At 43.1% G+C, this 12,560-nt stretch carries 11 protein-coding genes; 1 reads left to right on the top strand and 10 read right to left on the bottom strand.

The features are described from left to right. Nucleotides 1–66: 66 nt before the first annotated feature. Entirely contained in the window at nt 67–1,893 is a 1,827-nt protein-coding gene (locus AC6I3O_RS28290; protein WP_302144327.1) for a transposase, read from the bottom strand. A 363-nt stretch (nt 1,894–2,256) separates the two neighbouring features. Between AC6I3O_RS28290 and AC6I3O_RS28295 the strand changes: the two genes are divergently transcribed. Then, nucleotides 2,257–3,495 (top strand): IS110 family RNA-guided transposase, encoded by a 1,239-nt coding sequence (locus AC6I3O_RS28295; protein ID WP_004074370.1) that lies wholly within the window; start codon nt 2,257–2,259, stop codon nt 3,493–3,495. A 323-nt stretch (nt 3,496–3,818) separates the two neighbouring features. Here AC6I3O_RS28295 and AC6I3O_RS28300 read toward each other — a convergent pair whose 3' ends face one another. The 9 genes from AC6I3O_RS28300 to AC6I3O_RS28340 all read right to left on the bottom strand — a co-directional run bounded on the left by AC6I3O_RS28300 (nt 3,819) and on the right by AC6I3O_RS28340 (nt 11,761). Then, nucleotides 3,819–6,143 (bottom strand): ABC transporter permease, encoded by a 2,325-nt coding sequence (locus AC6I3O_RS28300; protein WP_497854170.1) that lies wholly within the window; start codon nt 6,141–6,143, stop codon nt 3,819–3,821. After that, complete coding sequence (locus tag AC6I3O_RS28305; protein ID WP_334638633.1) at nt 6,140–6,874, bottom strand: ABC transporter ATP-binding protein; 735 nt, start codon at nt 6,872–6,874, stop codon at nt 6,140–6,142. The genes AC6I3O_RS28300 and AC6I3O_RS28305 overlap by 4 nt, the downstream gene beginning before the upstream one ends. 793 nt (nt 6,875–7,667) lie before the next feature. Next, nucleotides 7,668–7,736: a hypothetical protein gene (locus tag AC6I3O_RS28310; protein WP_497854195.1), complete on the bottom strand. Its 69-nt coding sequence runs from the start codon at nt 7,734–7,736 to the stop codon at nt 7,668–7,670. A 26-nt stretch (nt 7,737–7,762) separates the two neighbouring features. Continuing rightward, on the bottom strand, nt 7,763–8,584 hold the full coding sequence (locus AC6I3O_RS28315) for a GNAT family N-acetyltransferase (protein WP_160284460.1): 822 nt from the start codon (nt 8,582–8,584) through the stop codon (nt 7,763–7,765). Continuing rightward, nucleotides 8,584–9,531 (bottom strand): GNAT family N-acetyltransferase, encoded by a 948-nt coding sequence (locus tag AC6I3O_RS28320; RefSeq protein WP_497854173.1) that lies wholly within the window; start codon nt 9,529–9,531, stop codon nt 8,584–8,586. The genes AC6I3O_RS28315 and AC6I3O_RS28320 overlap by 1 nt, the downstream gene beginning before the upstream one ends. Nucleotides 9,532–9,549: 18 nt before the next feature. Further along, a complete protein-coding gene (locus tag AC6I3O_RS28325; protein WP_497854175.1) occupies nt 9,550–9,846 on the bottom strand; it encodes a DUF3784 domain-containing protein in 297 nt (98 codons plus the stop codon). A 560-nt stretch (nt 9,847–10,406) separates the two neighbouring features. Continuing rightward, on the bottom strand, nt 10,407–10,976 hold the full coding sequence (locus AC6I3O_RS28330) for a nucleotidyltransferase domain-containing protein (protein WP_160284459.1): 570 nt from the start codon (nt 10,974–10,976) through the stop codon (nt 10,407–10,409). Then, nucleotides 10,969–11,478 (bottom strand): GNAT family N-acetyltransferase, encoded by a 510-nt coding sequence (locus tag AC6I3O_RS28335; RefSeq protein ID WP_160284458.1) that lies wholly within the window; start codon nt 11,476–11,478, stop codon nt 10,969–10,971. Before AC6I3O_RS28335 ends, AC6I3O_RS28330 begins: the two co-directional genes overlap by 8 nt. A gap of 97 nt (nt 11,479–11,575) precedes the next feature. Next, entirely contained in the window at nt 11,576–11,761 is a 186-nt protein-coding gene (locus tag AC6I3O_RS28340; protein WP_497854197.1) for a GntR family transcriptional regulator, read from the bottom strand. Between the last annotated feature and the right edge of the window lie 799 nt (nt 11,762–12,560).

Consider the following 12,560-nt stretch of genomic DNA (forward strand, 5'->3'; position numbering starts at 1 on the left):
TTTTAAGACCAGTCCCATATCCATTGTCCGTATCTCCCCCCCCCCCCCCAGATTGTCCGAAAACCCTTATTTTCTGCGGTTTGTAGCCATTTTTAGCATCAAAAATGCCAGATATATTTCTCTCGAAATAAATATCTGACCTTGACAACTGAATAAAGTGTATATTGGGTTATACCAGCAGCATCCTGCCGCCATTAACTCCATCATCTTTTCAAATCCTAATAGGTTTTTCGCTCGTTTTATATTGTATCCCAGGCACATGAGCGCAAACTCCCCGGTCACTTTCCTCAGGCCTCTCAGAAGAAAGTAACTGAATCCCATCGCTCTTTTTATTGTCCCAAACGGATGCTCTGACAAACACATTCGCTCTGCCGTTTTCTTTCTGTCAGGTTTTAGGAAGAACCTCACCACTTTCTGTTTCTCAAAGTGATATTTCCCGTTTTTGACGCCCTGCTTACCTGGCATACTTCCCTCGGCTTCCAGCCAATCTTTGCACGGCTTCTCCAGACAGTCTTTCGTGAAGTCTATTTCTTTCCACTCATTTTTGCCCTTGTAACATTTATTCCTGTTTGGGCAATGCCGGCATGCGTTCTTATTTGCGTATCTGATGTTCCCGTTTTTCTTTATACATTTCTGGCGGAGGATTTCTCCATTCGGGCAATACACGAGATTCCTCTCCGGGTCCCTGACAAAGTATCCTTCCTTTGCCCTCTTCATCATTTCTTCGGGTGTCCCGTAAATTGACTCTGAAACTCCCTCTGTCTCTGGCTCGTCACTGACTTTCCTTCTTACTTCAATAACTTCTATATCTGTTATGACATCCTTGTAAGCTTCAGGAATTACGCCGGCATGCAACGCCTTTTTTAACCCTTCCGGGTCTGTGCTTTCTGTATCTGCATCAGCTGCTCCTTCGTACGGTATCTCAAGTTGATACCCGTCTTTCCCATCATTGGTTATAACATGCGGGATAATCCCGTCTTCAAGGCACTTTATCATGTCCTCTTCACTTTCATATCCCCTGTCGGCAACTGCCTCGATGACGCCTTCCGATTCTTCCCTTACTTCTTTAAGCGTAGAATCCATAAGCCCGTGGTCTGTCACCTGGTTTGTCATTTGGAAATCACGGATTAAATGTGTTTCAGAATCAACTGCTGTCTGTGGGTTATACGCTACCGCAAAACCATTCTTACTCTTCATCAGTTTTGCATCTGCATCCGTAAGTGACATCTGCGACTGGCCGCTTTCTTCCATGAGCTTTTGATAGCCCTCATATTTTGCAAGGCGCTCTCGGGCTTCTTTCACCTTTTCTTCTACCAGCTCTTTTGTAAGTTTATCGGGATCTTCTTCAAACCCTTCCTCCTTATCTGCATCATCAAGGATACGGAGGTACTCTTCAATGTGGCCATTAAGCCACTTGATCCTGTCATCCAGCTTGTTTTTTGTAAAGTTATTATTCTTGGAATTGCAGGCATTGAACTTGCTCCCATCAATGGAGGTAAACCCCCACTCTACTGCTCCGGAAAGCCGCTTGTTAAACTCGTGAAAAATCTTTTTGAGGCTGTCTATGTTATCCTTCCGGAAGTCAGATATGGTCCGGAAATCAGGTTCGACTCCGCCAAGCATCCACCTGACCTCTACATTTACTTTACAGCTCCTCGCCAGTTTTCTGGAGGATTTGATCCCATTATCGCTTCCATAAATGTAAAGCTTGAAAAGGCCCTTCGGGTCATACGGCGGCCTACCTTCCCGGGACATCTCCTTCACACCAAAATCTGAAAGGTTAAGACTATCCACAAATGCATCTATAAGCCTTGCCGTACTATCCGGATCAACCATGGAATCCCATGTAGTCACCATCATTTGGTCTCTGTCAAATCCCCGTACATAATCCATCAATATCACCTCAAAATGTAGTATTCCCAACACTTGTATTATACTACGTCTGTTGGTATGCAGCCAGAATTTTATACACTTTATTCAGTTGTCAACGAATCATGAAGGGTTATCACAGCCTATAATGAAAATAGGAGGGGGCTGGCTCCACTACTGTTTTAGCTTCCTGTTTTGATTTATAATAGTTTTAGGCAGGATTAAGTTTGGACGCACCTTGGAGGATCTGCACCCTGTTTGTCAACGTAAATGTTTTGCCCTTGAGCACAGCATATTGTCGCGCCTTTTATGGTTAGCACGAGTAGCAAAGTCCGTATCACCTCGGGCAAATCTCCTGCCCATTCTATTGCAAAGGAGATGCTCTGTATGAAAGACCTTCTGGAAATTTCCTGCGGGCTGGATGTCCACAAAGATAAAATTGTTGCCTGTATCCTGACTGGTCCTTTGGGTAAGCCGACAAACTCTGAAATCCGGGAGTTTACCACATTAATCCCGGATATGATTGCTTTACGGGACTGGATCGTTTCTCAAAACTGCCATCATGTCGCTATGGAAAGCACAGGTATTTACTGGATGCCTATTTACGAAATACTGGAAGAAGCATTTGGCGGTGATATTACCTTGCTGGTTGTAAACGCACGCCATATGAAGAATGTCCCTGGCAAGAAAACAGACATGCGGGATTCTGAATGGATTTCCACCCTGTTACGTGCCGGGCTTTTGAATGGCAGCTTTATTCCCGAAAAAAGAATCCGGGAGTTCCGTGACTTAAATCGTTACCGTAAAAGTGTCATCCGTGATATCACATCCCAGAAAAACAGAGTTGAGAAGTTCCTGCAAAGCTCTGGCTTTCGCCTTTCCTCTTTTATTTCTGATATTTTTGGCGCTTCCGGCAGGAACATCATCCGGCATCTCACTGAGCATGGACAGATTGATCGGTCTGCTTTGGATTCCTGCTTAAAAACAAAGACAAGAAACCGTATAGATGAAATCCTCATGTCCGTAAATGGAACCCTGTCAGAACATCAAAAAGCCTTCCTGAAGATTCTTATGGACCATTATGACTCCTTAAAAGAACATCTTGTTGAAATCGAAAAGAGTCTTGAGGCGGACATGGCCCCATTTGCTTTGCAGGTGGAGCAGTTAAGCAGCATTTATGGAATCAGCACAACGGCTTCCTGCGCAATCATTGCTGAAATCGGCATTGATATGAAACCGTTCAAAACCGCGGAGCATATCTGTTCATGGGCAGGCCTGTGCCCCGGCAATAATGAAAGCGCCGGGAAACGGAAAAGCACATCTGTCACGAAAGGCAATCCTTACATAAAAAGTATGCTTTGTGAAATTGCCTGGGTAATCGCGGGAAAACGAAATACCTATCTGTCCGCCTGGTATTGGAGAATCAAACAGAAGAAAGGGGCTAAAAAAGCTATTATTGCCCTTGCACGAAAACTTCTTGTAATTATTTACACCATGCTAAAGCAAGGCACTCTTTTCGATGAATCCTGTTTTGAAGCCAGACGTAAAAGCAGCGAACAAAAACAGCTTTCCCGATACATACGTGAATTAGAGAAGCATGGCTACCATGTGGAAGCGCAAGCCTGATTTTTTGTAATACCAATATTTCACTGACGGCAGCCATTTATATGACTGCTTTATCGTGATACTTCCATGATTGTTGAAAACATTTGTTGTCAAGGTTCAGTTCTTGGCTACGAGTTTTATTTTCGTAGCAAGGTACGCATTCTTCTATATAAGTCATCTGCCTTTATGACAGATATCTCTACCATGATAGTTATATCAGATTAGACTGGGTTTTCGGACGGTCTGCCCCCCTTATTTCTTTACAGCTCTTTAATCGAAAAGAACATATATCCCTCTCCAGTCTGCGGGCAGCCATCTTTCTTATTCCTACGATTTTGTTCCCCCTATAGTTCATTAATCGTATCCGTAATCGCCATATTTCGAATCCGTTTTGTAGGAGCGTATACTGCCACGGCCGCACAGGTCACCACAAACACAGCAATAACACACAGCATTGTCACCGGCGGATGCCATACCATTCCGAAATACCGTGTGATCAGCAGAGTATGCAGGAAATAGCTGAGTGGAAGTCCGATTCCGCAGCCAGCCACGAGACCGGATACGGCATAGGTAAATGCTTCCGCCGTTATCATCCTGGTAAGCTGATCGCTGTCCATGCCCACTGCCCGCATGGCGCCATATTGTTTCGTCCTCGCCGCCACACTGATAGAAATGCTGTTAATGATATAGAACAAGGTAACCATTCCTATAATTGCCAGAAATCCATAGACGCCCACCTTTACAGTAAGATAAGTGGTATTACTTCCCTTATTGCTTTCTCTTCCATCTAAAAACATCACATCGCTATCGGCAAGCTTACTGATCTGCCGTACTGTCTCGTCATCCGCATCGCCGCCAAGCTGCACGCCGACCATTGTAAGTCCCTGCTCTCCGGTCAGTCTTTCAAAAGTTTCCTGAGAACAGATGACAAGCAGTTCACTTGGAAACAGGGCTCCCGTGACAGAACAGGTGATCGTAACCTCTTTTCCTTCAATCTGAACCGTATCTCCTACCTTCAGAGGATTATCTTTATTATAAACGGTCATAACCATATCGCTGTCTCCATAAATATCAGACAAATTTCCTTCCACCACCTCATCTTTTACGCTTTCAAATAAAAACTCATCGTAGGACTCCAGATTAATATGGTCGATTCCCTGCCGCGAAGAAACAGCCGGAACATTGTCCAGATAGGCGGTTCCGAAGGCGCTCTTAACACCGGGAATCCCCAGCGCCTTCTCTTTTACATCCTGTTCAAGTACCAGCGCATTGGCATAACCGTTCAGGGTAATATCCGGCTGCCAGGATTTCAGCGTCGGCATCAGCCCCTTTGCAAAATCCATACCAATCGAGAAACATAGAATCAGAATAATCGTAAGTGCAAAAGATGCCGTCATCAGAAACCAGTTCTTTTTAGAAGCGGTTGCATGATGAATACCCAGCGTCCTTTCTACTCTTCCAACTTCCCGTTTGATCGCACGCCGCCTCGCCGGGACGGTTTCTGAATTACCGGAAACCGCTGCAACAGGGGAAACCTTAGCCGCTCTCTTTGCAGGTGACTGCGCCGCTAACAAAACAGTAACAACACCGACCAATACGCCGCTCAGCAATCCGACAGGACTTATGGCAAATACCTGCATGGCGGCAAATTCTCCTCCGATACCATAGCGCAGGTACGCGCATATCCCCCAACTGACCAGTGTGCCTGAGATGACTCCCGCAGGTACAGCCGTCTTGCACCAGTTCAGGGCTTCCAGCCGCACAAACTGAATGATCTGCCGGCGGCTTGCTCCAACACAGCGCATCATGCCAAAGAATTTTGTCCGCTGAGATATATTACTATTCAGGCTTCCGGATATCATCAATACTCCTGCCAATAATACCATGACAAACAACACTGCTGCGATTCCATATATATTTTGTATAGATTTATTCTTGCTTTGCCCTGACAGTCCCATCGTAGCAGTATTGTCAGAAATATCCTCATCTGCCAGTCCATATTGCTCCCTGATATCTGCGGCAGTATCGGAAGACGCCTTCTGAAACTGCACATAGCAGGATGGATGTTCTCCCACTGTATTTGCCTCCATGATTGCATGATACGCCTCTCTTGTCATGTACACGGCAGCCAGATACGTCTGCCCCCTATAATATTCTTTATCATCGGAGCCAAAGCCAGATACCGTAAAAACCGTATCCCCGGCAGGCGTATGCACCGTCACCTGGTCGCCGGCCTGTACGTCCAAAGCAAGCTTTGCATTGCTGCTTAACATCACTTCATTATCGTTCTGCGGAACACTTCCCTCTTCAAGCGTATTGACAAGCTGAGTGATATAGGTGTCGTCCACGCCGTACAAGGCGGCTTTCTTTTCGCCGATATAATAGGGCTGATCCGCATCCACATTAAAGAAATCACACCAACCGATGGCCGCGACATCTGAACGCTGCGCGATTTTTTCTGCAGTCTCCTGTGAAATACCGTTGACCCGGATATGCCAGTTTCCGTGTTTCTCCTGCAGGGATTCGCTGTTTGTCCGGACAAACATATCAGCCACACTGAAAATAGCCGTAACAAGAAACACTGAGATGATAATACACAGAAGTGTCATACGATTCTGCCGCCTGTGTACACGTGCAGAGATCGGAATCAGGCTGAGATAACTTTTCATTCCCTGTCTCCTTTCCATTCCGGTCCGTGCATAACAGACGTCCCCCGGACGTCTTGCACCCTCCCAAAATCTGTCATTTCTCCGTCCGATACCTGTAAAATACGATCCGCTGTCTGTGCTATGCCCTTGCTGTGGGTGATCATGATGATCGTCTGTTCATATTTTTTTGAAGCTTCTTTTAAGAGTCCGATAACCTCCCTGCTGTTCTGCGTATCCAGGTTCCCGGTTGGTTCGTCCGCCAGGATGAGAGCGGGACGGGTAATCAGCGCCCGTCCGATTGCCACTCTCTGCTGCTGACCGCCTGAGAGCTGGCTCGGCAGGTGATGCCGGCGTTCCGTAAGATTCAATACTGCCAGCAACTCCTCCAGGTATCTCTGGTTTGGCTTCTGGTAGTCGAGCAGTACCGGAAAGATGATATTCTGTTCCACCGTCAGCTCCGGAATCAGATTAAAACTCTGGAAAATAAACCCGATATTCCTGCGCCGAAAGACGGTAAGGCTTTTCTCCTTCATCGCGAAGATATCCTTACTGCCGATATATATTTTGCCAAAGGAAGGCGTATCTAACGCGCCGACCATATTAAGAAGGGTACTCTTTCCGGAACCGGACTCCCCGACGACTGCCACAAATTCTCCTTTCGGCACCGAAAAACTAACTTTCTTCAGGGCATGTACAGCGGTATCGCCCTCTCCATAGACTTTAGAAATTGATTTTACTTCCAATAAATTCACAGATACAACACCTCTTTCTTCATATAAAAATTCGTACATCGAAAATGAATCCGGAAGTTCACTTTCCATGTACGAAAATCATAGCACGCAAATCCTACTGTAGTATTGCAATAATCCTACAATTTTGCAGGATTCTGCCTTGCGGTGTTGTCTGGTTCAATCTCGGCGGCTTTGGGATTGTTTTTGCCGATTTTCTTGGTGGGAAGATAAACGCTGTTCTTATCAAATACCTTTTGAGCTGTTCTTCACATCACCCCTACTCACCGGAAATAAACCCTGATGAAATGCTTAAACCACAGTTTAAAACAGAACATACACAGCGGAATAATTCCGCATACAAGGGAGCAAATTCGTAATAAAGCAGAAGATTTATACATAGATTACAGAAATGCGAAGATAAAGTATCCTGCTATTTTCGGCATCAAAAGCTAAAATACATTGAAAAGTACGGCTATTAAAAATGTCGATTTTTAATAGCCGTAGTAATATATCTGAAAATTCTTCCGATTTTGATTCAAGCAATCCATGTGTAGTGTCTTTCATAATAAACATCTGCTTGTACGGAGCGTTTATTTCGTCAAAATATTTCTGTGCAAGGCTAAAGTTCGTCTGATAATCCCTATCTCCGTTTATATTATAAAATGGCACTTTATAGTCAGTTTTGCCAAGTAATGAAAATTTTTCAAATTCCTTTGAGCCTAAAAACTCCAAATACACGCTGTAATCCGAAGTGATGTTATTGTAAATATCTCCAAGTGAGTAATATGGATTAAATACAACTGCTGCAATTATGTTATAATCCGTCGGGATATTCAAGAACAAGGTTACATCCGAAATATGTTCCCCAAGAATAACCAAGCAAGGTTATCTTATCCTTACCAAGATAGCCTAATAGATATTTTTGGGTTTTTCTACAACGATTGATGAACCTTTTGATTTATCGCCATTCAGCCACTGCCATTGTTCTGACAGTTCTATTCTACCATCACTTAAAATCTGTGGTACACTGTGACATTTCCCAATTCTTATCTGGTCGCTCAAATTAATATGCTGATAATAAAAATCTATTTCTCCATTCAAAGCAACCGTTCCAACTATATTTCCTTTTTTTATTTCTCCGCCATAGTAATCCGCCCATAAAATATTCTCATTTTGATGATATAAAAAAAGCGTTTGATTATCCACTTCACCATTTTCAGTATTCATCTCTGGTATAAAACATTTTCCATCATAAAAAATATCTGTATTAGGAACTGCTATATGTTTCTCCATTACTTCATAAGCTAACCTTACATTTCCATTGATAAATAATTCTTCATGCTTTAAAGTTTGATATCCCCTATGCTCATAAAAACAGGCTGCCGCAAGCGAAGCATCTAAGTAAATACTGGTGTTATTAAGAGATATTTCTTTTTCAAGACATTGCATAATATAACTGCCATATCCTTTTTTCTGAAAATCGGAAAAAACAAACAGTCTTGATATATGATTTTCCTTGCAGCTTCCTGTTCCTACTAAACAATCACCCGATAACAAAACTCTAACAAAGCCATTTTCTATATCTGCAGCAATGCTTTCCTTTGAATGAAGCCCACGGAAAAATTCAACTACTCCTTGAGGATAATATAAAGGATAAATAGCGTTAATCGTGTTCTGTACCAATTGATAAATTTGTTCAATGTTCTCTTTTTTTGCTATTTCGTATTTCATTAACACACCTCCATTAGCCAATTATGTCCTCTCCGCTTTTTCCAATGGAGCCAGTGTATACCTTCTCCATAACCTACCTTTCTGTAGAAATCATCACCGCCGCCAGTCATGTATTCTGCCCCTAATACTTTTAAACGTCTATAATGCTGTGTCAGCGCTGCCGCTGCCAATCCTCTTCTCCGATATTCCGGCACCGTACACAACGGTTCCATATAGGCAAGCTTATTCTCCGGAACCCACCACATTCCTGAAAAACACACGTAATCTTCATTTTCATCGGCAATAATGACATTATACTCATGGGTTGCGTGTGGCGGCGGCGCGACCGCACAATTCACCACACCAGTATATGCTTTATGCGGATTCCAAGGTATTTCGGAATCCGGAATATTCCAGTTTTTAAAAGGTCCAAGTTCCTCGGCGTTGAAACCATTCCATGTACATTTGGCAAGTTTCAGCAAATCACACTTAAACGGGTCAACAAAATGAAATCCCTCCGGGAGATCATAACTTAATCCCGATTTCCTGAAATCAAAGAGAAAGTCCGCATTTTCATATGATACCTTATATCCCTCCTTCTCTGCCGCCCGTATCAGCGCTTCCTGGCCTGAAAAAATCACTAATTCTCTTTCTCCGCCCAAATCCGGGAAGCTGTTCTGTGCATACTCAACCATTTCATCAGCTAGTCCTTCGTATCCAGGGCGTAAATTAAAAAAGACACTCGTGACAACAGCTTCCGTAAATACAAACCCCACTACTATATCTCCAGCCATCCAGAGCCTGTTCAAATGGAGATATTCTTTATCCATCCATTTAGATGTAAGCGCATACTCGAAAAAAGGAGCTGCCGCTCCATTAGCGAAATAAGGATCGTATATATCTGTCATAAAATTCCATACAAGATTAATATCGGTTAATATCTGAAATTGCTTTGTTTTTATATTCATATTCATCATCTCCACTAATTATATTTCATCCCTGCATAAATCATGAGCCCCAATCCACCGATAAAACAACCTCCAAATGCAATCCCCCCATCCAGTCTGTGTAATAAAATCAATAATTCCTGTAAGAATGATTCCTATTCCAATTGTGATCGCACCTTTTCCCATGAGTGCTATATATGCTTTTTTATCCGCTTCTGCTACATTCTTATAATGGTAGTTATGTATGAGATTTATCTTCTCCCATTTCCAAATAAGCCAGCCGATTATAAAAAAAACAATACCAATTACCGATAATACTATAAACTCTAACAACATTTTATACTCCTCCACCATCCAAACACCCCATATCTCTTAGCAGATCTTATTCATTCTCTGTCTTCATAATTTCCTCTGGAATCATAATTTCATACTCGCAGGTCAAATCTCCGTTCAGCACAGATCGTACCACTCTGCCCTCAAGCTCACTGTCAAGGAACGCCTTAATCCATGCCGCACTCTGTAAAGAATTCTCCTTACAGTTTTCTCATCTGCCATCGTTTCTAACCGGCTTATAAATGAATACATGTTGCGGCACTTGCAGTCAGCCTCGGTTTCCATATCCGGCAAGGCCATCTGCCAGCTTCAGCCAAAATGGTTCGCCCAGTTCCGAGCAAATCATCCTCTGCAGCCTTAACTGCCAGGTTTATTTTCGGCTGTTTCTCCTGATTCCCCGTCATCCCTTGCCAGTTCCTCCGAAAAGCCTACTCCAATATACTCTCCCACCGTACAAAGCATCCCATAGCTGTGCCGGATAGATTCCTCTGCCGTTTTTGCCTGAATAGTATGTAAGTATTCCTCACAGATCCGGAGCGGTATGTCCTTTTCTTTCTGCAGCTTCAGTAAATCCTGAACTGCATTTTCAGGCCGCGGTGAAAGTAGTCATGGTTGTAAATTGCTACGGCATCAGCTAACTGCATAATGATATGTCCGGCCAGTTTCCGGATCTCCGCAAGCGGATTCGGCTTACATATATCCTGATACAGCTTATAAGCAGCTTCGGCTCTTTTTCGTGCAGCGGCCTGCGAGACCTGCCTGTCTGCCAGATTGTGTTTCATTTTGGCCTGCAGCCGCTGAAACCGCTTTAGTTCTTCTGCTGAAGAAGAATAAATGATCTTCACATCTCCGACAAGCGGAATCAGACATTCTTCCAGCTCCGCAATGTTCCCGGCACGTTCCCAGTCCATCAGGAAGATATCATACCCTACGCCCGCAAGGATAAAAGTCTTTGCCAGCTCATACCCCCGCTCCGTCCTGGGACTAAAATAACAGTCTATATCTGATTTAGGATTTGCAGTTCCATTTATGAATGACCCATACAGCAATACCAGACTGATATCCTCTGCATATTCACGTTTTACTTTTTCTTCAATCCAAACCACTAATTTCTCGTTTATTGCCTTACTCACGTATTAATCTCCTTTCGGCCAGGATGACTTCATATGCAGCATTGTTCGTTGTTTCCATCAATGGCGTAAAACCATTTTTCAGCCAGAAATGTTCCGACTGCGGGTTTCCCTTTATCCAGACCAGCCGAACCGACTCATATCCCAGGGAGCAAAGATGTCTGCACAGATAATCAATAATCTCCGTTCCTATTCCCTGATTCTGCACCGAAGTATCTGTCATGAAAAATCCGATATATGCGATTCTCTTTTCCGGATAACCATCAATCAGATCCATGATCGCAATCAGCTTCCCATCCTGATAGAACCCGATATAATATTTATCCTCAATCACTTTGCCAGGTGGCAATATCCTCATATCCTCCTGAATGGCCTGCCGCGTAACAAAAGGCGGGCAATATTCATAGAACAGGACATTCTGGCTTTGCAGATTATATATTTCATCTATGTTCTTGTTGGTAAGTGTATGAACTTTATATTTATCTGAAAATAATTCTATCTGCATGATTGCCACCTCAGTTTTTCATTCTATCACTTACATTTGCCCAAAACAACAGGCCTTTCCATTTTTGCAGAATGAGAGGCAATTTTTGCAAACCTTTTCATCCATTCATATACTTTTGGAGCATTACTAAAATTTCCTGCTTTGAAAAACCTAACGTATCTTTACAAACTACCAAACCTTCTTGCTTCAACATTTCAAGTGACCGCCGAACCGTAGCCGGATTATATCCCTCTTGTTCTGCCAGAGTACGGATGACCGGCAGAAGTGTTCCTGGCTTATAAATAAACTCTCAATATACGGTATTTCAACTTCTTGGCAAGCTTATGGTATGGATATTTTCCGCTCATTTATCCCCCCTTTCCGCCATGGCGCAAAAACTGAAAATAAACTGAGTAAGTATCACCGTTCCCAGAAGAAGAAACCATTATTCACGAACAAATTTGCTTCTCCCTGCGCATTGAAATGGATTGGAATTACTGTCTGGAAGAAAGCAGCATACAATCGCTACTACTGCCAGCATAACCAAAAACACGATCACATCCTTCAAGATATTTTTTTCATAAGCAACACCCTCCTCGTACATTAAATAATTTTTTTACCACATGCTTTAAAATAGAGAATAACCGACAGAAACTATAAGAATAGCCGCCATCCCCCACAACACTCCCACATTCGAAGCCCTAAAAACCAATGAAGTAATACTGGTACAGCAATACATATCATTCCAATTACGCCAGATAAAATAACAGATATGCTTTGCTTTACCACTACCATCTCATTATCCCAATCAAATCTGGGAAAACAGCAGTTTATATAAGTTCCTTGTACCGCAGTAAATACCGAATAACATGCCGGTACAGCCAAAAGTGTGAATGACCAAATGGCATTAAACTGGAACCGTATCAAAACACCAGCGACAGACAACATATAGCCAATAGCATGAACCGTCAGGGTAAGGGGCAATTTTGCTTTTTATAAATGTCTTGTTTGATAGTGGTATGCTTTGTAATACCCATAAATTCCTGCCCTCCAAAGAGATTGCAGAAGCTGCCGGACAACTGATTGAAAGCATTGCTGCGATA

The sequence above is a fragment of the Sporofaciens sp. St.21A7 genome, assembly GCF_059728535.1.

Excerpts from the sequence above, each read along its gene's own strand:
- AC6I3O_RS28315 (WP_160284460.1), bottom strand. The coding sequence starts at position 8,584 with ATGAAATACGAAATAGCAAAAAAAGAGAACATTGAACAAATTTATCAA.
- AC6I3O_RS28335 (WP_160284458.1), bottom strand. The coding sequence starts at position 11,478 with ATGCAGATAGAATTATTTTCAGATAAATATAAAGTTCATACACTTACC.
- AC6I3O_RS28290 (WP_302144327.1), bottom strand. The coding sequence starts at position 1,893 with ATGGATTATGTACGGGGATTTGACAGAGACCAAATGATGGTGACTACA.
- AC6I3O_RS28295 (WP_004074370.1), top strand. The coding sequence starts at position 2,257 with ATGAAAGACCTTCTGGAAATTTCCTGCGGGCTGGATGTCCACAAAGAT.
- AC6I3O_RS28320 (WP_497854173.1), bottom strand. The coding sequence starts at position 9,531 with ATGAATATAAAAACAAAGCAATTTCAGATATTAACCGATATTAATCTT.
- AC6I3O_RS28325 (WP_497854175.1), bottom strand. The coding sequence starts at position 9,846 with ATGTTGTTAGAGTTTATAGTATTATCGGTAATTGGTATTGTTTTTTTT.
- AC6I3O_RS28300 (WP_497854170.1), bottom strand. The coding sequence starts at position 6,143 with ATGAAAAGTTATCTCAGCCTGATTCCGATCTCTGCACGTGTACACAGG.